22 protein-coding genes are annotated in these 24,948 nt (G+C 64.1%); 14 read left to right on the top strand and 8 right to left on the bottom strand.

What is annotated here, in order from left to right:
- Positions 1 to 49: 49 nt before the first annotated feature.
- Both recB and recC read right to left on the bottom strand, forming a co-directional pair.
- Positions 50 to 3,616, bottom strand: a complete 3,567-nt coding sequence (gene recB, locus C2134_RS09670) for an exodeoxyribonuclease V subunit beta (RefSeq protein ID WP_103319595.1) — start codon at positions 3,614 to 3,616, stop codon at positions 50 to 52.
- Positions 3,613 to 6,855 carry an exodeoxyribonuclease V subunit gamma gene (gene recC / locus C2134_RS09665; RefSeq protein WP_233196405.1) on the bottom strand — a complete coding sequence of 1,081 codons (3,243 nt, stop codon included), beginning with the start codon at positions 6,853 to 6,855 and terminating at the stop codon, positions 3,613 to 3,615. The genes recB and recC overlap by 4 nt, the downstream gene beginning before the upstream one ends.
- 213 nt (positions 6,856 to 7,068) lie before the next feature.
- On the opposite strand from recC, the gene C2134_RS09660 reads away from it, so the two are divergent.
- The 10 genes from C2134_RS09660 to C2134_RS09620 all read left to right on the top strand — a co-directional run bounded on the left by C2134_RS09660 (position 7,069) and on the right by C2134_RS09620 (position 14,605).
- Positions 7,069 to 7,452: a SirB2 family protein gene (locus C2134_RS09660; RefSeq protein WP_103319593.1), complete on the top strand. Its 384-nt coding sequence runs from the start codon at positions 7,069 to 7,071 to the stop codon at positions 7,450 to 7,452.
- Positions 7,453 to 7,591: 139 nt separating this feature from the next.
- Positions 7,592 to 8,038: a type IV pilin protein gene (locus C2134_RS09655; RefSeq protein ID WP_103319591.1), complete on the top strand. Its 447-nt coding sequence runs from the start codon at positions 7,592 to 7,594 to the stop codon at positions 8,036 to 8,038.
- The gene (locus C2134_RS21880; RefSeq protein ID WP_158248739.1) at positions 8,035 to 8,544 is read left to right on the top strand and encodes a GspH/FimT family pseudopilin; all 510 of its coding nucleotides are present in this window, start codon (positions 8,035 to 8,037) and stop codon (positions 8,542 to 8,544) included. The genes C2134_RS09655 and C2134_RS21880 overlap by 4 nt, the downstream gene beginning before the upstream one ends.
- Entirely contained in the window at positions 8,541 to 9,128 is a 588-nt protein-coding gene (locus tag C2134_RS09645) for a hypothetical protein (RefSeq protein ID WP_146042124.1), read from the top strand. Before C2134_RS21880 ends, C2134_RS09645 begins: the two co-directional genes overlap by 4 nt.
- Positions 9,125 to 10,942 (top strand): bactofilin family protein, encoded by a 1,818-nt coding sequence (locus tag C2134_RS21190; protein WP_146042123.1) that lies wholly within the window; start codon positions 9,125 to 9,127, stop codon positions 10,940 to 10,942. The genes C2134_RS09645 and C2134_RS21190 overlap by 4 nt, the downstream gene beginning before the upstream one ends.
- Positions 10,939 to 11,316, top strand: coding sequence for a prepilin-type N-terminal cleavage/methylation domain-containing protein (locus tag C2134_RS21525; protein ID WP_158248738.1), 378 nt, complete (start codon positions 10,939 to 10,941; stop codon positions 11,314 to 11,316). The genes C2134_RS21190 and C2134_RS21525 overlap by 4 nt, the downstream gene beginning before the upstream one ends.
- 80 nt (positions 11,317 to 11,396) lie before the next feature.
- Positions 11,397 to 12,413, top strand: a complete 1,017-nt coding sequence (gene ubiU / locus C2134_RS09635) for a ubiquinone anaerobic biosynthesis protein UbiU (protein WP_103319586.1) — start codon at positions 11,397 to 11,399, stop codon at positions 12,411 to 12,413.
- A gap of 16 nt (positions 12,414 to 12,429) precedes the next feature.
- Entirely contained in the window at positions 12,430 to 13,362 is a 933-nt protein-coding gene (locus tag C2134_RS09630) for a U32 family peptidase (RefSeq protein ID WP_103319584.1), read from the top strand.
- Positions 13,349 to 13,777 (top strand): ubiquinone anaerobic biosynthesis accessory factor UbiT, encoded by a 429-nt coding sequence (gene ubiT, locus C2134_RS09625; protein ID WP_103319582.1) that lies wholly within the window; start codon positions 13,349 to 13,351, stop codon positions 13,775 to 13,777. The genes C2134_RS09630 and ubiT overlap by 14 nt, the downstream gene beginning before the upstream one ends.
- 69 nt (positions 13,778 to 13,846) lie before the next feature.
- Positions 13,847 to 14,605 (top strand): GGDEF domain-containing protein, encoded by a 759-nt coding sequence (locus C2134_RS09620; RefSeq protein ID WP_103319580.1) that lies wholly within the window; start codon positions 13,847 to 13,849, stop codon positions 14,603 to 14,605.
- Positions 14,606 to 14,650: 45 nt separating this feature from the next.
- Here the strand turns inward: C2134_RS09620 and C2134_RS09615 are convergent, their stop codons facing one another.
- Positions 14,651 to 15,622, bottom strand: a complete 972-nt coding sequence (locus C2134_RS09615; protein ID WP_103319578.1) for a LysR family transcriptional regulator — start codon at positions 15,620 to 15,622, stop codon at positions 14,651 to 14,653.
- 683 nt (positions 15,623 to 16,305) lie between these two features.
- Here C2134_RS09615 and C2134_RS09610 point away from each other — a divergent pair.
- A complete protein-coding gene (locus C2134_RS09610) occupies positions 16,306 to 17,103 on the top strand; it encodes a LuxR family transcriptional regulator (RefSeq protein WP_071110073.1) in 798 nt (265 codons plus the stop codon).
- On the opposite strand, the gene C2134_RS09605 is transcribed toward C2134_RS09610, so the two are convergent.
- Positions 17,024 to 17,677: an acyl-homoserine-lactone synthase gene (locus C2134_RS09605; protein WP_103319575.1), complete on the bottom strand. Its 654-nt coding sequence runs from the start codon at positions 17,675 to 17,677 to the stop codon at positions 17,024 to 17,026. The genes C2134_RS09610 and C2134_RS09605 overlap by 80 nt on opposite strands.
- 276 nt (positions 17,678 to 17,953) lie before the next feature.
- On the opposite strand from C2134_RS09605, the gene C2134_RS09600 reads away from it, so the two are divergent.
- The gene (locus tag C2134_RS09600; protein ID WP_103319573.1) at positions 17,954 to 19,309 is read left to right on the top strand and encodes an aldehyde dehydrogenase family protein; all 1,356 of its coding nucleotides are present in this window, start codon (positions 17,954 to 17,956) and stop codon (positions 19,307 to 19,309) included.
- Positions 19,310 to 19,451: 142 nt separating this feature from the next.
- Here C2134_RS09600 and C2134_RS09595 read toward each other — a convergent pair whose 3' ends face one another.
- The 4 genes from C2134_RS09595 to C2134_RS09580 form a co-directional block, all read right to left on the bottom strand.
- Positions 19,452 to 20,897, bottom strand: coding sequence for a hypothetical protein (locus C2134_RS09595; protein WP_103319571.1), 1,446 nt, complete (start codon positions 20,895 to 20,897; stop codon positions 19,452 to 19,454).
- Between the two features lie 76 nt (positions 20,898 to 20,973).
- Positions 20,974 to 21,720 (bottom strand): GNAT family N-acetyltransferase, encoded by a 747-nt coding sequence (locus tag C2134_RS09590; protein WP_233163994.1) that lies wholly within the window; start codon positions 21,718 to 21,720, stop codon positions 20,974 to 20,976.
- Entirely contained in the window at positions 21,717 to 22,460 is a 744-nt protein-coding gene (locus C2134_RS09585) for a GNAT family N-acetyltransferase (RefSeq protein WP_103319569.1), read from the bottom strand. Before C2134_RS09585 ends, C2134_RS09590 begins: the two co-directional genes overlap by 4 nt.
- A complete protein-coding gene (locus C2134_RS09580) occupies positions 22,450 to 22,842 on the bottom strand; it encodes a rhodanese-like domain-containing protein (RefSeq protein ID WP_199179907.1) in 393 nt (130 codons plus the stop codon). The genes C2134_RS09585 and C2134_RS09580 overlap by 11 nt, the downstream gene beginning before the upstream one ends.
- 90 nt (positions 22,843 to 22,932) lie before the next feature.
- Between C2134_RS09580 and pdxR the strand changes: the two genes are divergently transcribed.
- Positions 22,933 to 24,381 (top strand): MocR-like pyridoxine biosynthesis transcription factor PdxR, encoded by a 1,449-nt coding sequence (gene pdxR, locus C2134_RS09575; protein WP_103319565.1) that lies wholly within the window; start codon positions 22,933 to 22,935, stop codon positions 24,379 to 24,381.
- Entirely contained in the window at positions 24,378 to 24,872 is a 495-nt protein-coding gene (locus tag C2134_RS09570; RefSeq protein ID WP_199179906.1) for a 2-thiouracil desulfurase family protein, read from the top strand. Before pdxR ends, C2134_RS09570 begins: the two co-directional genes overlap by 4 nt.
- Positions 24,873 to 24,948: the final 76 nt, after the last annotated feature.

The raw sequence follows: 24,948 nt of genomic DNA, 5'->3' as shown, positions 1-24,948 counted from the left end.
CCCCTAGCTTAGCTTAGTTGCAGTCTATGGTAGTCATCACTGCGTATAACTACCGATCTCCCTTCAGCAGGCCATCCAGCGCGTCGAGCAGGGCGATGGACGGCGAGTCGGCCCACACGCCGCATCCGGCCGGTCCCATGCCGCGCAGGAACAGGTAGCGCACGCCGCCGAAGCGGCCGTCCCAATCCGCGCCGCGCGCGGCGAAGTAGCGCCGCAGCGCCACCAGATAAATCAGGTACTGCAGATAGTATTGTTCGCGCGCCACCGCCTGCAGCAGGCTGTCGACGCGATAATCGTCGTAATCGTTCCCCAGATGGTTGGATTTGTAATCCACCAGGTAGTAGCGGCCATCGATCTCGCACACCAGATCGACAAAACCCTTCAAAAACCCTTGCACCGTGGCGAAATCCAACGCGCCGGCGGCCGCCCGCAACGGCTCGGCCAGCCCGTGCTCGGGCTTTTGCAAGACCGCGATCAGCGCCTTCACATCCAGCCGCTTCACCGGCAGCGTGAACTCCAGCTCGATCAGCCGCTTGCCATCCGCGACGTCGCGCAGCCTTGCGCCGGGATCGATCTGCGCGTTCAGCGTGCCCAGGATCAGATCGCAGCCGGCATCCAGCCACTCCAGGCCGAAGCCATGCCGCGCCAACGCCTGTTCCGTCGCCGCGCGGATGTCCGGCTCCGCCGCGCCGAAGCTGATCTGCTCGAAAATCTCATGCAGGCAGACGCCGGCCTTGGCCCCGCGCGGAAAATGGAAGCGATCGAACTGCGGCTCCACAGCCAGCTCGGTCTCGGCCGGCCTGGCCAAGCGGTCGTAATCCGGCGCCTCGGCCAGATGGCTGCCGGCGTCGTGCGTCAGCGAGGTAAAGCTGGCGATCTTCCATGGCGAGTACAGTTTGCGCTCGAACGGCCGCGCGGCATAGCGGCGCGCGGCGGCGTCCAGGCTGTTCAGCGCCTGCCGGCCTTCATCGACGAGCCAGCGCGCCGCCTCGCCGCGGCCATCCAGAAACTCCCGCAGCTGCGCCTCCACCTGGGCGCCGTCCAGCGCCTGCGATTCCAACTCGGCCAGGCTGCGCGCGCCCGGCGCATGCAACAGCCACGACAGCGCGGCGGTTTCCAGCTCGCGCACCCAGCCCCAGGCCAGGTATTGCCGATACTGGGCGCGCGTCAACGCCACGTACAACAGGCGCAGCTTCTCCGCCAGCATCTCGCTGCGCGCCGCCTGTTTGACCCCGTCGTCGGCCGCCACCTCCGGCGCCAGCCAGGGCTGGTCGCCGTCGTGATAGCTCCAGAAGCTGGCGCCGCGCCGCTCCAGCGCGCCATTCCATAAAAACGGACAGAACACCACCGGGTACTGCAGCCCCTTGGAGGTGTGAACGGTGACGATCTTCACCAGCGCCGCGTCGCTCTCCAGCCGCAGCACCGCGTCCTCGCCGCGCGGCGGATCGGCCACCCGCCCGGCGAACCAGGCCAATAGCGGCGCCATGCCTTGGCGGCTTTCGCTCTCCTGCTGCAGCAGCTCGGCCAGATGGCCCAGATTGGTCAAGCGACGCTCGCCGTCCGGCAGCGGCAACAACCGCTCCGCCACCCGCTCGCGGCCGAAATAATGACGCCAGGCCGCCATGAAGCCGCGCTCGCGCCACAGCTGATGATCAGCGCCGTTCTTGAGCAGCTGCAGCTCCCAGCGCGACTCGTCTTCCAGCTCGGCCTTGATCTCGGCGGCATCGAGGCCGGCCAGCTCGGTGGCCAGCGCGCGGCGCAGACGGCCCTCGTGCGCCGGCTCCGCCCAGGCCGACAACAGGGCAAGCAGCTCTTCCGCCTCGCGGCTGGCGAACACGCTCTCCTGGGTCAACGCCACGCTGGCCACGCCGCGGGCGCGCAGCTCGGTGCGCACCCGGTCGCCCTGGCTGTGGGTGGCCACCAGCACCGCGATATCGCCGCCCGCCAGGGGCCGCCTCGCCTCGCCCTTGACGATGGCGGCGCGATCTTCCAGCGCCAAGGACAGCAAACGCGCGATCTCATTGGCGCACGTCTCGGCGGCCGCCGCTTCCGCCGCCTCCTTGCTCAAGGCCTTGTCGCCGGCTTGCAGCCACTGCGCATTGAAAGCCGCGCGGTCGTCGTCCACGTCCAGATACGCGCCCGAGGACGGCTGCGCCGCCACCGGCTGATAGGCGATGCCATCGAGCAGGAAAGGCAGCTCGCGGCCGAACAGCGCGTTGACGGTTTCGACCAGCGGCGCGTCGGAGCGGCGGTTGGTGTCCAGCGTGTAGTGGCGCTCGGCGTCGTGGCGGGCGGTGAGATAGGCGAAGATGTCCGCGCCGCGGAAGCTATAGATCGCCTGCTTGGGGTCGCCCACCAGAAACACCGGACGCCCTTGCTCGACGAAACAGCGGCGGAAGATGCGGTATTGGGTGGGATCGGTATCCTGGAACTCGTCGATCAGCGCCACGGCAAAGCCGCTGGCCACCTGGGCCGCCAACAGCGCGCCGGTTTCCGGATGGTCCAGCGCCGCGCCCAGATCGGTCAGCAGATCGTCAAAGCTGCGGCTGCGTTCCGCGCCGCGCCGCCTCGCCAATTCCTCGTTGGCCCAGGCGATCAGCTCCAGCTTCAGTCCGGCCAGCGAGTTGGCGACCTGCTCCATATACCGCCCCCAGGCGGCCAGCCAGGCCTCGACCTGCTCGAACAGCGGATGGGCCGGCGGCTCGCAGCCTTTTTTCATGCCCTTGGCCAGCGATTCCGGCAGCAGCTTTTCCAGCAGCTTGCGGCTGTCGCTGTCCAGCTCCGGCAGGTTGTCCGGCAGCGCCAGCCAGCCGCGCAAGGTCTCCGCGATGCGCTGCATGGTATCGGGACGGTAGATATTGGCCTTGAAGCCGGGGTGGGCGAGGAAAAGCGCCAAACCCTCCTCCACTCGCGCCGGGTCGGCCGCCAGCGCTTGCCAGCGTTCCTCCGCCAGCCGTCGCGCCGTGTCCAGACGGGCCGAATCCGGCGCGCGCAGCTTGAGGTAGGGCTTGGACAGATACGGGCGGATTTCCGCCAGCCAGGCATCCGGCGTGGCGCCCTGCTCCACCAGCACCTGGGCCAGCAGCGGTTCAGCGATGATGCGGCGGCGCCAGAAATCGTCGACGATTTCCGCCAGCCGCGCCGCGTCGTCCTCCACCAGCTCGGCCTGGAAGGTCTGGCCGCTCTCGAAGGCGGCATCGGTCAGCACGCGTTGGCAGAACCCGTGGATGGTGTAAATGGCGGCGGCGTCGAAGCCGGTAACGGCGGCGATCAAACGCTGCCGCGCCTGCTCGCGCGCCGGCCCTGCGGGAAAGCGCGCCGCCAGCGCCTGCAGAAAGTCGTCGCCATCGGCCTTGCCTTCCAGCACGGCCAGCATCTCGGCCAGCCGCTTGCGCAGCCGCTCGCGCAGTTCGGCGGTGGCGGCCTTGGTATACGTCACCACCAGCAGTTGGTCCACGGTGGGCGGCGGCGCGCCGTCGCGCTCCTCCAACAACAACCGGGCGAACAAGGCCGCGATGGTCCAGGTCTTGCCGGTGCCGGCCGAGGCCTCGATCAGATTGACGCCCGCCAAGGGGCAATGCAGCGCGTCCAGCGCCTGAGCTTGACGCGCGCTCATGCTTCGCCTCCCTGCAAACGCTCCGCCAGCGGCAGCAACAGCGTCTGCGCCAATTGGGCGAACAGCGGGTCATCCAGCGGCGACTGGTGGCGGAAGGCCAGCGCGATGGCCGGCTCATCCTTCTGCGCCATGCCATCGCCCAGGATGAAATTCGGCTCCCATTTTTGCCAGGCGGCGGACAAGGCTTTCTCCTGATTCTCTGGGTTCTTGGCCAGCGCTTCGGCATAGGCCCAGCTGGTGCGGCCAAAAAATGGCAAAGGCTGAGCCTGGCCCTGCCGCCAGCGCGCCAGCCATGGAGCCAGCAATCCGGCGGCATCGATTTCGTCGTGCAGCAGCGTGCTGCCGGCGTCGTCGTAGCAGGCGCTGTGGCAGGCGATGCCGGCCGGCCGGGCCGCGCACAGGATCAGGTGGCTGAGCCACAGCTCGATGCGCTGCGCGGCGTTCAGCTTGCCGACGATGAAGCTCAGCCGCCCCTCCGGCCGCAAGCCGTACAGCTCGCCCACCAGCGTGAAACCGGCAATTTCCAGATGCACCGGCTGCGGCGGCAGCGTCTCGCAGGCCAGCGCGCGCGGCAAGCGGCCGGCCAGGCGCACGCTGGCGCGGCCCTCTTCCTGCAGCCAGGCTTGGCCGAGCTCGCCGCAGGGCAACAGCCCGGCGGCGGCCACCCGCTGGCGCACCGGGACGGACGGCTTGCGGTGCAGCATGGCCTCCACCAGTTGGCGGCGCAGCGTCTGGCTGGCGTCGCGCTCCATCGCAAACGGCTCGCGCGACGGTTGCGCCTCGTCGCCGCGCCCTACGCGTATCGCCAGCTGATCCCCCAGCCAGGCGCGGGCCGGGTTCTGCCAGAAACGGATGAAATCGTGCAGATTGACCAGCGTCGCCGCCGGCTGATCCGGCATCGCCGCGACAAATGGCCTGGGTTCGGTCGGCGGCGCCGCCAGCGCGGCGGCGAAGGCCGGCTCGAAGCTGGCCTGCCGGGCATCGGCGCCATCGAACGATTGCGGCGCGAACGGCTGCAGCGGATGGCGCAAAGTCAGCTTGGCCGCCATATCCTCGCCGCACATCGCGGACAGGGTATCGAACAGCTCGGACAGCAAGGGCGACGGCGGCAACGGTTCGCCGCTGCGCGCCGACTGCCCGACATAAGACAGATACAAGCGGCTGCGCGCCGACAGGATGGCTTCCAGAAACAGATAACGGTCATCGAACCGGCGCGAGCGGTCGCCGCGCCGCGGATGGCGCGCCACCAGATCGAAGCTGACCGGCCGCTCGTCGCGCGGGTAGGCGCCGTCGTTCATGCCGATCAGGCACAGCACCTGGAACGGGATGGAGCGCATCGGCACCATGGCGCAGAAGGTCACGCCGCCGGACAGGAAGCCCTGCGCGGACGACAAGGACAGCTGGCGCAGCAGCCAGTCGCGGACCACCGCCAACTCTACCGGCTGCTCGAAACCGGCCAGATCGGCGTCTTCGGCCAACTCGGCGAAGGCGGCGCGCAGCAGTTCCAGCGCGGCTTCGTCATCGCCGTCCGCCGCAAACAGCGCGTCGCAGGCCCAATGGAAGCGCTGCGCCCATTGCTGCGGCGCGGCGGGAACGGACCACTCGCGCGCCAGCGCATCCAGCGCATCGTAGAAATTGGCGAAACGCGCCAGCGTCTCGCCCAGCTGGCCCTGGGCCGCGGTGTACGGCAGCAGGCCGGCGAACAGCCCCGCTTCGTCGCCGGCCAAGGCTGGCGGCAGCACGGTGCCCAGCAGCAGACGGTCCAGCCCCCAGCGCCAGGTGTACATCGGCTCGGCCGGCAGGCCCAACGCCGCCTTGTGCGCGGCATCGCGCCCCCAGCGGATGCCGGCATCGCGCACCCAGTCCTGGATGAAGCCGAGGTCGGCGTCGGCCAGATCGAAGCGCGCCAGCAAGGCCGGGCAATCCAGCAGCGCCAGCACCGCGTCGGCGGCGAAGCGCGAATCCGCCAGCTTCAGCACCGCGGCAAAGGTGGACAACAGCGGCTGCTCGCGCTCGACGCGGCGGTCGGCGATGCTGTACGGAATGTTCGGCGCGTCGTCGCGGCGGCCGAACACCGCGTCGATATACGGCGCATAGGCGTTGATGTCCGGCGTCAGCACCGCCACGTCGGCCGGGCTGAGCGCGGGATCGTCGGCGAACATCGCCAGCAGCCGGTCTTTCAACACTTCCAGCTCGCGCATCGGTCCGTGGCAAGCGTGCGCCTCCACCGAGCCATCGCCCGGGTCGAATGGCTGCGGGTCTTGCGCCGGATCGTTCAGCTGCAGGATGTCGCGCTGCAAGCGGGCGAGCAGGCTAGCACCCTTGGGCGCGGCGAACAGCGGCCGCGCGTCCAGCTCAGCGTCCTCGGCGATGAGTTCGAAGAAATCGCGCCCCTGCTTGCCCAGGGACGCCAGCAGCGGATGGCCTTCGGTGGCGAACAGGTCGCCGGCCTGCCTCAGCTTCAGCTTGCGCCGGGCGTCGACGATGTCGCCCCAGTAAGCCTCGCACGGGTTCAGCGTGAACAGGCAGACATCGGTCAGCTCGGACAAGCGCTTGACCAGGGCCAGATACATCGGCGCCAGGCTGGCGATGCCGAACAAGGTGACGCGCGGCGGCAGATGCCCGGGCTTCAGCTCGGCGAAGAACTGGTCCAGCATGCGCACCCGATGGCGGCCCGGGTCGCTCTCGGCCAGCCGCCGCCACAAAGCCGCCTGCCAGGCCTCGTCCTCGCCCAGGCCCAACAGCTCGCCGCCTTCCCAAGCGCGTATCCAGTCCGGACGGAACACCAGGTATTGGTCGAAGATGTCGGCGATCTTGCCGGCCAATTCAAAGGCCGCGCGCTCGCCGCCCTCCAGATAATGCCGCACCGGGCCGAACGGCTCGCCCTGCAGCGTCGGCAACAACGCCAGCAAGCGCCAGGCCAGCACTTCCGGCACGAAAGCGGATTTCTTAGGCAGTTCCGGCATGACTTTCTGCATCAGCCGCCAAGCGAAGGCGGCCGGCAGCACAAAGTCGATGTTGGCGGCCACGCCGGCCTGGCGCGCCAGGTCCAGGGTGATCCAGCGCCCCATGCCGCGGCTTTGCACGATGACCGTTTCGGCGGCGAACGGGTCGGCCAGCGGCATGGCCTGGGTCATGCCGCGGAACAGTTCGCCCAGTTGCTCGAGGCGATTGGATTGATAGAGGAACAGCATGGAGTTGGCGCGCGTCCGGATGCGGATATGGCCGGATTGTAGCATTGCGCCAGGCATCGCAAGACCGGCGCCGCGCGCCGCCAGGTTTGATATTGATCAACACCCACCAATACCAATGACATACCATATGCGAAATGAATCAGTCCGTGCCCCCCCCCTCTCTGCGCTCGCGCCACGCATGGCGCGCTACAAAACGCCGCCCTCCCCGTGTACCATGGCCGGCATCGGCGCGCAGCGCCTTCCCAGCCCGTACCCGCCATGTATCCGTATCTGATCGTCAAGCATGCCCATATGGGCTTCGCCATCCTGTCCATCCTGCTGTTCGCCGCGCGCGGCGCGCTGGTGATGGGAGGCCGCGGCCATCTGCTGCAAAACAAGCCGCTGCGCATCGCGCCGCATGTCATCGACACGCTGCTGCTGGGCTGCGCGATTGCGCTGGTGGTGATGGGCGGCTGGCCCATCCTGCACAGCCCGTGGCTGCTGGCCAAGATCATCGGCCTCGTCGCCTATGTGGCGCTCGGCACTATCGCGCTGCGCGGCGCCACGCCCAAGAGCCGGCGTCTGGCCTTCTTCGCCGCGTTGGCGGTGGTCGCCTACATCCTGCTGGTGGCCAAGACCAAGATGGTGCTGCCGCTGCTGTAACGCCTCCGGCGATCTTGACTGTCCGGTTTCAAACTTCTAGGAAACAGGTAGGGACGGCGGCCGCGCCGTCCATGCCCCATCGCGCCTGTGCGCATGTTCCCGCCTGCCCCAAGCCATTGATGTCGGAGCCTGTGGCCAGATGACCCATTCCCCATGCTTGCTGAAACAGACGCGCGGCTTCTCGCTGATCGAGCTGTTGATCGTGCTGACGCTGGCCGCGCTGATTCTCGGCTTCGCCATCCCCAGCTACCAAAGCTATATGCAGCGTAGCCGCCGCAGCGACGCGCTGGATGCGCTGCATCAGCTGCAGCAGGCGCAGTTGCGCTATCGCGGCTTCAACCAGAATTACGCCGATTCCCTTGAGAAGCTGAAAACGCCATTTGCCGGCGGCACCAGCGCCCAGGGTTATTACCGGCTGGAAACCGGCGTGCCAAACAAAGCGGATGCCGCCTCCAGTTACTTTATCCGCGCCATCGCGGTTGCCGGCGGCGCCCAGTCCGCCGACGCCGAATGCCGGACCATCACGCTGACCCAGCGGCAGCACACCGTCACGCTGGAGCCCTTGCCCTGCTGGGGCCGGCGATGAAAGCCCGTTGGCGCGGCGTCACCCTGATCGAGCTGCTCGTCACGCTGACGCTGCTGGCGGTCTTGCTGTCGCTGGCGCTGCCGGCCATGGGCCCGTGGATCGCCCGGCAGCAACTGCAGGGCGCGCAGGACGATATCCACCAGAGCCTGGAACTGGCGCGCAAGTTTGCCACCACCCGCCAGAGGCTGGTGTGGGTGGAGTTCAGCCAGCAGAAGGACGGCTGGTTGATGCGGGTGTCCGAACAAAAGATCGCCAATGGCTGCGACACCAGCCGAGACTTGCGCTGCATAAGCAGCGCACAGCATGCCGGCATCGCCCTGAGCGCGCCGGGCAAAGCCCTGCCGCTGCAGCTGGCGTTTTCGCCGCTGCGCGGCATGCCGCAAGACGCCGACGGCCCGCTGCAGCACGAAATCAAGCTGCAACTGCGACGCGCGGCCTGCCAGCCGGCAGAGCTGCAGCTGCTGTCCACCGGACTGATCCAAAACGGGACCGTGCGGTGTCCATGAAAGCGATGCGCGGCGTCAGCCTGCTGGAGCTGCTGGTGGGCATGACCATAGGCCTGTTGCTGCTGCTGGCGATGTCCAGCCTGCTGGTCAACCTGCTGGGCGGCCAGGCGCATGACCGCCGCCAAGTCCAATTGGGGGCGATGCTGGACACCTCGCTGTCGCTGATGGCGATGGAGCTGCGCCGCGCCGGCTACTGGAACGGCAACGGCGATGCGCAGAGCAATCCCTACCGCCAGCTGTTCATCGAACAGGGTGGCCGCTGTTTGCGCTACGCCTACGACGCGCCGCCGCCGCAAAACAATGACGGCAAGCGCTTCTTCGCTTTTCGCCTGAATGGCAATGGCCGCATCCAGCGCCTGACCATCGATCAGACAGGCTGGAGTTGCAACGCGGCAGACGCGCTGTGGGACGATCTGAGCAAGACCGATATCGGCGTCATCGACTCGCTGCGATTCTCCGCCGATGGCACCCATGCCATTGCCCTGGACGTGGCGGCGCACGCTGCCGGCAGCGCCGGCGAGGAGAAGCTGGACATCCACACCAGCGTCACGCTGCGCAATCAGCCGATGGTGAGCGTCCGATGAGCGGCCAGGCAAAACAACGCGGCCTGGCCACGCTGTTCATGGCATTGACGCTGCTGGCGCTGGCCAGCTTGGTGCTGCTGGCCGGTTCGCGCCAACTGGTGCTGGCGCATGCCAACGCGCAAAACCAGCAGCGCTACCATCAAGCCTTGAACTACGCCGAAGAGGGACTGTTCGCCGGGCAAAGCGCGCTGAGCCAGGGCTTGCCGCTGCCGAGCAGCACGCACTACCAACTCAAAATGACCGACCTTGGCGCCAACCGGCTGCGCTTGGAGAGCATCGGTGTTTACGACGGGCATCAGGTTCGGGTGCAGCGGATTTTCATGCAAGGCGCCGACGAGGACCCGCCGCGGAGCGCGCTCACGATTGTCGGCGACCTCAACCTGAGCGGCGCGATCAAGATGATCAGCGACAAGCCGGTCGACATGACCGTCGACGGCACGGTCACGCTGGACGGCAGCGTGGACAACATCGACACGCTGCAGAGCACCGGCGACATCATCGTCCGCGGCAACCAGACCATCAACACGCTGCACTCCAACGGCAATCTTGAGCTGTCCAACGGCCGTTACCAAACGGTGAAGGCCATGGGCAAGCTGACGCTGACGGGCAGCGCCATGGTCGAGCAATTGGCGCGCGTGAACGGCAACGCGGATTTCCTGAACAGCCCAGGCGGCCAAACCGCCGTCAAGCAGGCGCAGGTGAAGGGCAACGTCCTCATCAATACCGGCGGCGCTCCGCTTGGCGCGCTGGAGACCGAAGGCAAGGTAGACATCCAGCAGTTTGGCGGCATGGCCAGCCTGAAGGCGCTGGGCGATCTGACCATCCAGGGCTGGGGCGCCCCGATATCCGGCGCCATCGCCGGCCGCTTAGGTTACAACACCAATAACCGCGATATCAGCATCCAGGTCGACCCCAAGCTGCAGCTCAAGCTTCAGCCGGTGCCGCCGCTGCAAGTGACCCGGCCGCGCATCGACGCCTACGACTTCCGGCATGAAGCCCACTACCGCTTCGAATATGACGACAAGGGCCGCGTCTTGGTCACCGTGCGCCAGATACATGGCATCCCGGACGGCAGCTACCGGCTGGGCATCGCCACCGACAGCCAGCAACCCAATCATTTATGCCGCGAGCTGGATGCCTCCGGCCGCTGCCTGGCCGGCAACCCCAGCTACCTGATCTGCAAAGGCTACGATCCCAACACCAGCGATTGCTTCGCCGGCAGCGCGCCCGGCCGCTGGAAAATCAACGGCACCACCATGGCCCCCGGCGTGCTGTGGTTCGACGGCGACCTGGAAATCGGCAGCGGCGTCTACCACAACACCTTCATCGCCACCGGCAATATCGTCACCAGCGGCCAGCACGTCAGCTACGCCGTCAACTACGCTGGCCAGATCGGCATCTGCCGCAACAGCGATTTCCCCAACAGCTATCCGCTCGATTACTGCCCAGGCGGCATATTCAAGGGCCGCCCCATCGGCCATGCCGTGCTGCTGGCCGGCGGCTACCGCAACGGAAAATTCCGCGGCGGCAACATCACGCTGGGGGCATCCACCCAGGCATACGGCAATGTCTGGGCCGGCAATATGCTGATCTCCAGCGGCAGCACCACCATCCACGGCTATATCAGCGCGGCCCGACAGAGCAACGATGCCAGCCTGCGCCACAACTGGGGCGGCAGCACCACCATAGACCTGAGCAGCCTGCCCGACAGCTTCAAACCCGGCGTCGATCCCGGCCAGGGCAGCAACAACGGCGCGAAAAAAACGCTGACGGCGCTGCCCTACAGCTGGATGGACAGCGGAGTCGGCTCATGAGACGCCAAACCGGGTTTACCCTGCTGGAAATGATGATCAGCCTGCTGGTGCTGGCGGTTGGCGTGCTCGGCCTGCTGCGGCTGCAAACCGAGCTGCTGCACAGCCAGATGGCCGCCAACGACTACAACACCGCCACCAATCTGGCCCAGGCGGTGCTGGAGCAGCGGCATAACGGCGCGCTCGTCGATTGCGCCCAAGCCGACTATGCCGCGTTTCGCGGCAACGGCGCGCTGTCCCGCTTCCGCTGCCGGCGCGAAGAAAAAGACAACACCATCACGGTCTATATGCAATGGACCGACAGCCAAGGCGATGAGAACACGCTGCGCCTGAGCGCGCCCACCGTCCTGAACGTCGTCCCGCCGCCGGCCAAGTGACTGCCGCGCTTGACCCAAAGCAAGGGCTGGCCAGGCGGCATCTGCTACTGTCGCCGCATTTCCCCTATCTGTGACTTTCCATGCCAGCCAGACAGCATCTGCCGGAACTGGTGTGCCCGGCGGGCAGCCTGCCCGCGCTCAAGGCCGCCGTCGACAATGGCGCCGACACCGTCTATTTCGGCCTGAAGAACGACACCAACGCCCGCAATTTCGCCGGGCTCAACTTCGACGAACACACCGCCCGCATCGGCATCCGCTACGCGCGAGACCGCGGCCGCAAGACCCTGCTGGCCATCAACACCTACGCCCAGGGCGGCGACATCGCCCGCTGGCAGCGCGCGGTGGACCAAGCCGCCGACCTGGGCGTGGACGCCGTGATCCTGGCCGACCTGGGCCTTTTGGCCTACGCCCGCCGCCGCCATCCGGATCTGCGGCTGCACCTGTCGGTGCAAGGCTCCGCCACCAATCGCGAAGCGCTGCGGCTGGCGCATGAGCTGTTCGGCATCCAGCGCGCCGTGCTGCCGCGCGTGCTGACGCTGGAGCAAGTGCGGCAAGTGATCGAACACAGCCCGGTGGAGATAGAGGTCTTCGGCTTCGGCAGCCTGTGCGTGATGGTGGAAGGCCGTTGCCTGCTGTCCAGCTACGCCACCGGCGAATCGCCGAACAGCCATGGCGTATGTTCGCCGGCCAAGTTCGTGCAATGGCAGCAGGGACCGAACCACCTCGATGCCCGGCTGGGCGGCATCCTGATCGACCGCTACGCCAAGGACCAACCCGCGGGCTACCCCACGCTGTGCAAGGGCCGCTTTGAAGTGAACGACGACACCTATTACGCGCTGGAAGAGCCCACCAGCCTGAACGTGCTGCCGATGCTGCCGCAGCTGCTGGAGATAGGCGTGGCCGCCATCAAGGTGGAGGGCCGCCAGCGCAGCCCGGCCTATGTCGCCCAGGTCACCCGCGTACTGCGCCAGGCGCTGGACGCCGCCGGCCGCGAACGGCAGCGTTTCATGGTGCAGGCGGCATGGCAGCAGGCGCTGAACAAGGTGGCGGAAGGCTGCCAGCAAACGCTGGGCGCCTACAACCGCCCGTGGAAATAAGCGCGAGGAGTCCCGCATGAACGCCATCCCATCGAAGCTCTCGCTCGGCCCGGTGCTGTTTTTCTGGAGCCGCGACGACATCCTGCGTTTCTACGCCGAGGCCGCCGACTGGCCGCTCAACACCATTTATCTGGGCGAAGTGGTCTGCGGCCGCCGCCAGCAGATGCGCGGCCAGGACTGGATTGCGCTGGCCGCCGACCTGGCCGCCACCGGCCGCGAAGTCGTGCTCAGCTGCCAGGCCCTGATCGAGAGCGAATCCGATATCAAGCGCGTGCGCAAACTGGTGGATAACGGCGAGCTAGCGATTGAGGCCAATGACCTGGGCGCCGCCAGCCTGGCGCGCGAAAAACGCCTGCCCTTCGTCGCCGGCCCGCATCTCAACATCTACAACGCCGACACGCTGGCGGTGATGGAAATGCTGGGCGCCTACCGCTGGCTACCGCCGGTGGAGATGAGCCGCGACACGCTGGCCGGTGTGCTGGCGGAGGCGCATCGTCAGCAACTCAGCATGGAGACCGAGGTTTTCGCCTGGGGCCGCCTGCCGCTGGCGCTGTCGTCGCGCTGCTTCACCGCCCGCCACTACAACCTGAACAAGGACGACTGCCAGTTCCGCTGCCTGGAGCATCCCGACGGCTTGACGCTGAGCACGCGCGACCGTCAGGGCTTCCTCGCCATCAACGGCACCCAGACCCTGTCCGACGGCTGCCAGACCTTGCTGCCGCACTTGCGGGACATGCACGAGATCGGCGTGCGGCGCGTCCGCATCAGTCCGCAATCGCAAGGCACCGACGCGGTGGTGCGGGCCTTCGCCCAGCTGCTGCGGCAGCCGGAACCCATCGACACCCTCTTGCCGACACTGGCCCGCCAAGCGCCCGGCGAACTGGTGGACGGCTATTGGCGCGGCCAGGCCGGCATCCGCCCATTGGAGAAACAACATGCGCATTCCTGACCTGACGCTGCCTTCCGCCGTGGCCGGCCTGCTGTCTCGGCTGCCGGCCACGCCACCCAGCCAGTTGTTGGCTACCACGCTGAACCAGTTGGCCAAGCGCGGCGTTTTGCCCGTCGACATGGCGCTGCTGGCCGGCAAGCGCTTCGAGATTCGGCTGGAGGACGCCGGACTCACCCTGACCCTCGCCGCGTCCGACAGCCGGTTTTCCGCCGCCAACGGACCAGCGGACCTGACACTGGTGGCAAACTGCGCCGACTTCGCCCGCATGCTGCTTCGCGAGGAAGACCCGGACACGCTGTTCTTCAACCGCAAGCTGCGCATCGAGGGCGACACTGAGCTGGGCCTGATCGTCAAGAATCTGCTGGACAGCATAGACTGGAGCGAAACGCCGCTGTCGCGGCTGATGGCGGCTTGACGCGCCGCGGCTTGCCCCGCCCCGCGCCATGGGCTAGCAAGAAGCTAGACCTGCCGAAGATGGGGCATCATGAAATACTGGCCATACAAAGAACGGCGGATTTGGATAGAGCTGGCCTGGATTGCCGCGTTCAACCTGGCGTGCTTTGCGCTGTTCGTTTATTTCGAACTCTTCGACAAACTGGATGATTGGTTCCACAACCATCCCGATACCCCGCTGGATGAAGTGATGCTGGTCGGCTTCTCGCTGGCGGTGTCGATGACGGTATTCGCCATCCGCCGCCTGCGCGAAGCGCGCGGCCTGCTCAAGGTGCTGCGGCGGCAGGCCGAGCGCGACGACATCACCAATCTGGCCAACCGCCGCCGCGCCAACCAGATGTTGCAGCGCGAAACCGAACGCAGCTTCCGCTCCAACCGCCCCTTTTCCGTACTCTTGATCGATATCGATCACTTCAAGTGCATCAATGACAACCATGGCCACCAGGTTGGCGACGCGGTGCTGCATCGCTTTGCCAAAGTCCTGCAAACACGCGCCCGCCAGCTCGACACGGTGGCGCGCTGGGGCGGGGAGGAGTTCATCGTCGTCTGCCCGGAAACCGGGCAACTGGGCGCGTTGCAGCTGGCGGCCGACATTGGCCGGCTGTTGCAGGAAACCGATTTCGCCCCAGTGTCCGCCGTCACCGCCAGCATAGGCGTCGCCACGCTGCAGGAAGACGACACCCCGGATAGCCTGATTCATCGCGCCGACATGCGGCTGTATGCCGCCAAGCAGGCCGGCCGCAATAGGGTTGTGGGAGAGTTTGGAACAGACGAACCCTTGAGCGCATGAAAAAAGCCGGCAATGCCGGCCTTTTTCATGGCAAGACGCAATCGATCAGACGATGCCTATGCTTTGTTGCACCGCGCTGCGCTTGGCGCTCAGGTCCAATCCCGGCAGGTCGGCCATGATGTCCGGATGATCCGCCAGCTTCTCCACCACGAAATCGACGAATACGCGGGTACGCGGCGCGATATGGTCGCGATGCGGGAAGCAGATGTAGATCGACCGCTCCAGCGACACCATGTCGGTCAGCACCGGCTCCAGTTCGCCGCTGCGGATCATATGCACCACCTCGTGGCCCGGCAATTGCGCCACCCCCATGCCCAGCCTGGCCAGCTCGGCCACCGCCTCCATGTCGTTCAGGGTATAGGTGCCGTTCACCTCAACCGGGATGCGCTCGCCCTTGCGGTCGAACTCCCATTTGAACAAACGGCCGGACGTCGGGAACTGGAAGTTGATGCAGTCATGATTGCCCAATTCCTCCGGTGTGGTCGGCCTGCCATAACGATCCCAATAGGCCGGCGACGCCACCACATACAGCGGCATCTGCGACAGATTGCGCGCCACCATCCGGCTGTCCGGCATCATGCCGGTGCGGACGCCCACATCGTAGCCGTCCTCGATCAGGTCGCTGAAGTGGTCGTCCAGGCCGAAGAAAACGCGAACCTTGGGATAGCGCTCGCAGAACTCGCCCATGATGGGCAGAATGAAGCGTCGGCCAAAGGAGTTGGGCATGCTGACGCGCAGATGCCCGGCCGGCTCATCGCGGCTCGCCTTCAGTTGGTTGATGGCAGAATCCAGATTATTGACCGGACCACGACACTGCGCGTAAAAACGGCGACCATCCTCGGTCAGCGTCAACTGGCGCGTGGTGCGGTTGAACAGGCGCACTTCCAGCTCCTGTTCCAGTCTGGCGATACTCTGGCTGATGGCAGCCGGCGACACGCCGAGCTTGCGGGCCGCATCCGAAAAACTGCCGTTTTCAGCAGTGGTCATGAAGACCATTAGAGCTTTTAAGGTATCCATAGGCGAGGCGATTCCTGAACTGGCATGTTGCGCACGGGTCTTGAACGACTAGGACCATGGGGCGAACACCGCCGTTCACGGGATTGAATGTAAATACTTAAAAAAGATTACACCACTCCCGCATGATATTGAAGATTCTTCTAAAAAATGGTCATCACGTCACCAGCCTCATTCACTACAGAACCCACACTTCCCCAACTGCCTGCCAGCCCTTATCGCCGAGGTGACGAGGCCAGTCATGTTTATTTTTTATGCGAAGCAATTATGCGCTTTTAAGCGTTTGCTTGCCAGAATTTATTAGCTTTTGCTTACAATTTATGCCTTCGTTCTGAGGCTTTGATGCGACAAACCGTGCCAGACTCCCAATCGAGCTTGTATAGCGCAAGCGATGGCCTGTGGGTGCCCTCAAACTTCCCACATGGCATAAATTGCCACCTGAAAAATAGAGAATGTCAAGAATTTATCAGCAATAAAGCGGTTACATATTGTAAAGGTCTTGCCAATGACAAACAAAGCTGTGATTTATCAGTATTTTTCCTAGGATCAGCAGAAGGACAAATTTGGTATACTGACGGACGGAAAAACAACAATCCACATGGTTTTTGCGCCAAGGTTCTTACATGCAGAAAGCATGTAGGCTACTATTTACCGTGCGCCCTCACAAAATCAAGGAAGACCTGTTCATGGCGATCTCGAAAACCATCAATGCAAGACCCCTTCCTGCCGGCCTGACCACTTCTCAGCAGTGGACGCTGTTGGAATGGATCCACATGGCGGGACACATCGAGACCGAAAGCGAACTGAAGGCATTTCTTGACTCCATTCTCGCGCAGGCGCCTTCCGACAAGCTCATTTTGGTTCTGGGCCGGCTCAACAACCAGAATCAGATCCAACGGATGGAAAAAATTCTGAACGTCAGCTACCCATCAAGCTGGCTGGAGCAATATGCGCAAGAGAACTTTGCGCAGCACGACCCCATCATGCGCATCCACCTTGGCCAAGGCCCAGTCAGCTGGGAGGAACGTTTCAGCCGCGCCAAGGGCGTCGATGAAAAACGGTTTGTCGCAGAAGCCACGCTGAACGGCATGGGCAATGGCGTCACCTTCAGCGCGGCCTCCGAGCGAAACAACGTGGGCAGCATCTTATCGATTGGCGGACGCGAACCGGCGCGGAATGCGGCCCTGGTCGCCATGCTCAATTGCCTGACGCCCCATCTGCATCAAGCTGCGGTACGCATCGCCAATCTGCCGCCGGCCTCCCCCAGCAGCATGCCGCTTTCACAGCGCGAATACGACATCTTCCACTGGATGAGCCGCGGCAAGACCAACTGGGAAATCGCCACCATCCTAGATATTAGTGAACGCACCGTGAAATTCCACGTTGCCAACGTGATTCGCAAGCTCAATGCGAATAATCGTACTCATGCCATAGTTCTTGGCATGCATCTGACACTGTCACCCCGGGACATAGTGAGCGAATAAGCTCCGGCCGCGCCTGCCGCCAATCCAGAAGGCCGGCCATCGACATCACTCCGCCATCCAAAGGTCTCGGCACTCCCACAGGAACGATGGGAAAACCGAACATCACCAGCCGTCGATAAAACACCGGTTCTACCACGAAATACATCCAGCGCACGCCATGGATCTGCGACCACAACCAGGCGCCCAGATAGAGCATGCGGGCCGCCATCACCGACTCCCTGCCACTCAATGAATGGCGATCAATCGCCAGCCGCGTGATTTCCGAGTACTCGCGCCCCTTGCCGATGCTCTCGCCCGACGCCAACAAACCAGAGAATTCCTCTTCCAGCATGAAGGGATTCTGCCCTCCGGTCAGACGTATCGCTCCCACCACCTGCCCATCCCGATAAAGCGCCAGATTATCGGAGAAATCATCATAGCCATCCCGATCATAGCCATCCTCACATACTGGCACCCAGGCCAGTTGCTCCCGGAAGATTCTGTGTCGGAATGCCCACAGCTGCTTTTGTTCCAACGGTGAGGAAACGACATCCAACACCAGACCATCCAGCTCCAACGGGAAAAACGCTTTCATTTCAGCCTCCTAATTAAGCCTTGCTCAGGCAGCTGAAATGTAAAACCAGCCCAAAAGTACGAAATCTGGCCAATCGGCCAGTGCTTAGTGCAAATGAGAATCCGCCTCCAAACATTTACACTGAAATGAATATACTAACTGGCCCGCATTGACAGGAAACCCATAACAAATAAAACAATATTCAATAAAAACAATATCTTAAAAATAAACCTACTTTCAAAACTGCCCTCAAAGCGTTTTATTTGTTACATTTGTTTTTTTTCCAGCCACTTCGTCATGACCGCCTTTACCAGTTGCAACCCCGCCACCGGGGAGGTCTGCTACACCCGCCCCACTTGGCACGCCGACGAGCTTGACCTGGCGCTGAAACAATTGAGCGCAGCCCAAGACAGTTGGGCCGCGTTGACGGTAGAACAGCGCGCAGCCCAGCTTCTGCGCTTGGCGGAGCAGCTGGCCCAACAACGCGATGCCTTGGCCGACCTGATCACCCAGGAAGTCGGCAAACGCACCGGCGAATGTTTGGCCGAAATCGACAAATCGGTGCAATTGATCCGTTACTACGCGGCATTGGCGCCTGAGCTATTGCAATCGCTGCAGATTCCCACCCAGGCTAGCCGCAGCGGCGTGGCGTTCGAGCCGCTCGGGCTAGTTCTGGCCGTGATGCCGTGGAACTATCCCATCTGGCAAGTGCTGCGTTTCGCCGTTCCCGCGCTGATGTCCGGCAACGCCTGCCTGGTCAAGCCGGCGCCCTCGGTTCCGCAATGCAGCCAATTTCTGCTGGACTGCATCCGCCAATCCGGACTGGCGGTGATGGACATGGCGTGGATTGATACCGAACTGGTGGAGGACGCCATCCGCCGTTGCGATGCCGTCGCCTTCACCGGCTCCACCCACACCGGCAGAATCATCGCCTCGCTGGCCGGCAAGCATCTGAAGAAAACAGTGCTGGAACTCGGCGGCAGCAACCCTTTCATCGTGCTCGCCGATGCCGATATCGAAGCCGCCGCCCGCGATGCCGCTAACTCGCGTTTTCGCGATGCCGGCCAGAGCTGCAATGCCGCCAAGCGGATGATCGTGGTGCCGGAAGTGGCGGACGCCTTCGTCGAGACCTTTTGCGCCGAAGCCGCCAAATTGCACGCCGGCGATCCGCGCGATCCGGCGACGACGCTGTCGCCGCTGACTCGCGCCGATCTCCGGGAAGCCTTGCACGCCCAAGTGCTGGATGCCTGCCATAATGGGGCAAAGCTGCGGCTGGGCGGGCAGATGCCGCAGACGCCCGGCTTTTTCTATCCCGCGACCGTGCTGGATCGCGTGACGACCGCCTGCCGGGTCTATCACGAGGAGGTGTTCGGCCCGGTCGCCAGCATTCTGCGCGCCAGCGATGAGGCTGACGCCATCCGACTGGCCAATGACACGCCATTCGGGCTCGGCGCCAGCATCTACAGCGCCGATAATGAGCGGGCCTGGGCGCTGGCGCGGCAAATTGAAGCCGGCAGCGTGTTCATCAACCGCCACACTAGTTCCGACCTGAGATTGCCGTTTGGCGGCGTCAAAGCGTCGGGCTACGGACGCGAGTTGTCGGAATTCGGCCTGTACGAATTCGTCAACGTCAAAACCTATTGGCAGAAGTAGCGGGCACCAACAGCAACAAAGGAGCGCAGCGCCGCCCAAGGCTCAAAATGCGAAGAGCGGTGCCAGGGAAAATCAGCGCTTGGTTTCAAGCCGCAATAGAAAAAGGGGCCGCAAGGCCCCTTTTCTGCTGCTGGCGTGGCCATCAGTGCAAACGCGCCACGCTTTGCGACAACGGCATGCCGGCCTCGCGCAGACAATCGGCCAAGTCGCGCCAAGCGGCGTCGCGGTCCGGCGCCACATCCGGCACCACCAGCCAAGGCACGCGCGCTTCCACCTCATCGCGCCCCTTCACCCGCAAGGCCACTTCAAAGCCCTGGATTTCGGGCTGATACTCGGCCACCGCTTCCAGCTTGTCGATGCCGCCCTGGCTGGCGGCCAGCAAGGCTGCTGTCACGCCCAGACGCTTGCGGTTCCAGGCGCGCATGCCGCTGGATAAGGCCTCCCACCACGGCAAGGGAGCAAACAGTTCCGCCTCGCCATACTCCATCTCGGCGGCAACCGCTTGCTGCACCAGCGGCATGGCCACATCCAGCGCCCGGCGGGCCAAGCGGCGCGCCTTGTCCATCGGCAGCGCGCCGCGCTCTACAAGGAATGGAATCCACGCCATCACCAACTGCGGATCATTCGTCTTGCGCGCCGCCTCATAAGTGGCGCGCGACGATTCCGGGTCCAGCGGCGCGAAATCGCAGCCAGCATCCATCACCGGCGCCAATTGCACCAGATCCTGGCAACCACGCTCATTCAGCATGTCCACGGTGAACAGGGTGGGCGAAATCCACAGAATCGACTTTTCCGGCACCTCCAGCGCATCGGCCAGGGCTACCTCCAAGGCTTCCAGCCGCGGAAAATGCCACCATACGCCTCCCTGGCTGCGAGAGAAGGCAAACGGCAACGCCCACAGTTCAAACGACACCACGGAGCCGTCCTTGCGCAGCACTTCGGGGAAGGCCACCGCATCGCGCGCGCGCTGGATCAGCAATTGCCGCGCGTCAGGCTCCGCCAGCAAGGCCAGCTGGGCCTCGGTGAACACGGCCTGATCGCCGGCCATCAGCGCCATCTGCACGGCGGCAGCCAGTTGCATGCCGCCCATGGGCTTGCCCACCGCCAGGCGGGCCTGCTCGATCAACTGGCTGATCGCCTGCTGGCGCTCGGCCGGGGGCAATGGCTTGGTCGGCCCCGTGCGCATCTCGCGCGGCGGCGGACCGGCGGCGTCGCGCTCGGCATAGGCTTTCTGCAGCTTCTGGTAGGCGCGCATCGCCTCATCGCAGATATCCTGCAACTGGCCGACATTGGGTTCGACCTCATCATAGAAATTGAAGTCGAACAGCCTCAGCCGCAAATTGCAGACATAGACCGTGATCTTCTCCGCCTCGTCATACAGTACGGCGCTGGCCAAGCCCTCGCTTTCGCGGCCGGGAAAATCGGTATCATCGTTGCCTACAAGCCGGCAAATGAAGGCAGGGGATTCGGTATGCACCAGGTATTCGCTCCCCTCCAAGCCCTCGTCATCGACGGCATCGCCGAAAATAAAGCGGCTGGGCAGGAAAGGCTCGCCCCGGATGCGGGCGTTGCGCGGCAGAGATTTCATTCAGACAACACTATCAAGGGATTACAGTCACCCATTGTAGCGCCGCAGCCTCCCCGCATGAAGTCCAAAGAGCGAATTAGCCCTGCCGCGCCATGAAATGGGCCAGATCGCATCGCTGCCGGCCCGCCGCATCGAAATTGATCGGATGCAACCAGCTCTCCAAGGCCAGGCGCCTCGCCGACCACTCGTGATCCAGCATAGAGAAACAGGCCGCGTCGCGATTGCGTCCCTTGCTGACCCGGCGTTGCCGCCACAGGCACTCGAACGTGAAGCCCAAACGCAAGGCGGCGCGCGCCGACGATGCGTTATGCGCGTCGCAACGCCACTCGCAGCGGCGGTAATTCAGCTCGAATACCTGCTTCAGCATCAGATACATCGCCTCCGTCGACAGCCGGCTGCGGCGCATGGCCGGCGAAAAATGCACCCCGCCGATTTCGACGCAGCCGTCTTCAGGCTGGGCATTCATATACGCGGCCATACCCTGCGCCATGCCGCTATCGGCATCGATCAGCGCGTAATAGCAGGTACGCTTGACCTGGATCGCGCTCGCCAGCCAGGACTGCCATGCATCGAAGGACGCGAACGGTCCCTGATTCAGATACGTCCAGTTCGCGCGGCTGGCATCGGCATGCAGGCAGATAAACAAGTCCCGTCCATGCCGCGCCGCATCCAAGGCCTCCAGGCGGCAGAAGCGGCCCTGCAAGACAATACTCGGCGGCCAAGCCGCCCCGCTCCATCGATCTACCTCGCAACCGACAGGCTGCCCCACGGCATTGAAAGCCGCCGCTTGAGCCAGCGCGCCCGTATCCGCGACCAAGCTCAAGCCGCCGCCTCCGCAGCAAACTCCGAGAGACTGCGCAATTGCCGCCCTTGCGCGTCGAAATTGGCATCCGCCAACCACTCTTCCAGCGCTCGCCGCCGCTGCGGCCACTCATGGTCCAGAATGGAGAACCAGGCGGTATCCCGGTTGCGTCCCTTATTGGTGCGCGCCTGGCGGAACAAGCCTTCAAAGGTGAAACCCAGCCGCAGCGCGGCCTTCACCGACGGAGCGTTCTGGGCGTCGCATTTCCACTCGTAACGCCGATAGCCGAGCTCAAACGCATTGCGCATCATCAGGTACATCGCCTCGGTGGCCAAGCGACTGCGCTGCAGGCGCGGAGAGAAATTGAGAAATCCCACTTCGATGCAACCGTCGGCAGGCGCAATGCGCAGATAGCTGCACAAGCCGATAGCCACATCGTCCCTGGCATCGACGATCGCATAAAACTGCGGATCCTCCCGTCCGGCATGGGCCTGCATCCAAGTCTGCCAATCCTCCAGACTGCGAAACGGGCCGTGGCTAAGGTAGGTCCAGTTGGCCCCGCCCGCCATCTGATGCAAGGCTTCGTACAACTGGGCGCCATGCCGCTCGGCATCCAGCGGCTCCACTCGGCCATGCCTCCCGGTCAGGACTTGGCGCGGCGGGTATGTCGCGCCCGTCCAGCCCTCTACTGGCAAACCTACCCACTGCCCGGTCGAAATCTGCTCGGCCGGCTGCGCCAGCGCGTCCCAGTCAGCACGCATCGCATACGTCCTTGCCGCAGCCGGCGTGCAGCGTGGTTGCGTAGCCATCACGCTTCCACCAATCGATGCCGCCCTGCAGCTCCTTGACCTTGAAACCAAGCCGGGTCAACTTCAGTGCGCCCTTGGTGGAGCCGTTGCAGCCAATGCCATCGCAAAAAGTGACGTAGGTGCGCTCGCGCGCAAGATGGGCGGTGCTTTCCTCAGTCATCAGCCGGTGCGGCAGGCTGATCGCTCCGGGAATGGTTTCATGGGCAAACGCTTCCGCACTGCGGGTATCGACTAATACCAGCGAGTCATCGCCTTGGGCGAAAGCCTGCGCCACATCGGCGGCATCCATCTCATACGCCAACTTGGCGGCATAGAACGCTTCCTGACTGATCATCACCTTGCTCCAGCACGTTACGATGCTGTTATCCTACGACACAAGCAGCACCATCTGAAGGACCACATTCATTAATTTGATGGGACCACCTTGAATCGCGACTGGCTCTGTTCTTACCTCAAACCCCGGCTGCAGCGCGGCCAGGGGGAAAACCTGTCACGCCAACTGTATCGACACCTGCGAGAGCTGATCCGCCAAACCCGGCTTGCGCCCGGCAGCGCGGTACCCGCCAGCCGCCAGCTGGCCGAGGCGCTGGCATTAGGTCGCAATACCGTGCTTGCCGCATATGAGCAACTGATTGCCGAAGGGTATCTGGAAAGCCGGCATGGTTCGGGCACTTATGTCTGCCAGGCGTTTGCGTCCACGGCATCGCCCGCTCCCGCCGCCTTGCCGCGACGAGAGCTATCGCGGCGCGGCGTACAGTTGCAAGCTTACAGCCGTCTGCCCGCCAGCAAATTTGGTGCCTTCATCCCCGGCCAGCCCGAGCTGGCGCGCTTTCCCCATCAGCAATGGCAAAAGTGTCTGGCGCGCAGCCAACGAACCGCCCCGCTGGAATGGATGCATTATCAGCGCGAAGGCGGCCTGCAGGCGCTGCGCCATGCGCTGGCGGAGTACCTGTTCCTGACCCGATCCGTGCGTTGCAGCCCAGAGCAGATCCTGGTCACTAGCGGCACGCAAGTCGGACTGGCGCTCATCGCCAAGCTGTTGGCCGATCCCGGCGACATCGCCTGGCTTGAGGAGCCAGGCTATACCGGCGCCCAAGCCGCGATGCTGGAAGCTGGGCTGGCTTGCCGCCCAGTTCCAGTGGATCAGCATGGACTCGCGCCCCTATCCTGCGCAGCCTCTCCCAAACTGATCTACGCCACGCCGGCGCACCAGTATCCAACCGGCGTCATCATGGGGCTGGCGCGGCGGCTGGAACTGTTGCAGACGGCGCGGCATCACGATAGCTGGATCATCGAGGACGACTACGACGGCGAGTTCAGCCATACCGCCAATCCATTAGCCGCCTTGCAAAGCCTGGATCAGGATAATCGCGTCATCTATCTGGGCACCTTCAGCAAGGTGATGTTCCCCGCGCTGAAATTGGGCTATCTTGTGCTGCCGCCTGAACTGGTTGAGGCCTTCCGCCATTGCCAGGCGCGGCTGCACGGCGAAACCGGCTACCTCCACCAGGCGGCGCTGGCCGATTTCATCGAGCGCGGCCACTTTGCCCAACACATCCGCAATATGCGCGAACTGTATGCGCACAGGCAGCATCTGCTGCGAACCGCCATGGCGCGCTACCTGGGCGATGCCTTGCCGATATCGGGCGGCGAGGCTGGCATGCATCTGCTGGCCAATCTACCCTTGGGCTTTGACGAATGGGAGCTGCAGGATGCCGCGGCCAAGCAAGGGCTCTGGCTGCGGCCGCTGGCTCGCCACTTCCTGGGCAAAGCCGATCGCAACGGATTGGTGCTCGGTTACGCGGCCGTGCCGGACGAACGCATCGCCCCCGCCAGCCAAGCGCTGGCCAGACTTCTGGAGAGCAGACTGTGACCATAAAACCCAAACTCCTGATCAGCGCCTGCCTGCTGGGACAGCCAGTGCGCTATGACGGCCAGTCCAAACCGATGCGCGATGTCGACTGGACGAAGATCCACGATAGATTCGGACTCATTCCCGCCTGTCCGGAGTGCTTGGGCGGTCTTCCCACGCCAAGACCCGCGGCAGAGATCACCGGTGGCTCGGGCAATGATGTGCTGACGCAGCAAGCATCGGTCCAAACCGGAGACGGGCAGGATGTCAGCCTGGCATTCATCACCGGCGCTTGGCAAACCTTGCGCCTGGCCCAGCAGGGGGACTGCAAACTGGCGCTGCTAAAGGCCAACAGCCCATCCTGTGGCAATCGGCAAATCTACGATGGCAATTTCGGCAAAACCTTGCGCGACGGCCAAGGCGTGACAGCCAGCCTGTTGAGCCAACATGGCATCCGAGTGTGGAATGAAGAGGAAGTCGATGCCTTGCTGCGGCAGGATGGGGACGACTAGCCCCCTAAACGCCAAAGCCCCGGCAGTGTCTGTCGGGGCGGGTTTCGCGCATTCTGCGCGCACAATGCGCAAAGCC

The organism is Chromobacterium sinusclupearum, from assembly GCF_002902845.1.
In the GTDB taxonomy this organism is placed as follows: domain Bacteria; phylum Pseudomonadota; class Gammaproteobacteria; order Burkholderiales; family Chromobacteriaceae; genus Chromobacterium; species Chromobacterium sinusclupearum.
Note: the sequence above shows the minus strand (reverse complement) of the source record. Positions and strands in the feature narration are given on the sequence as shown.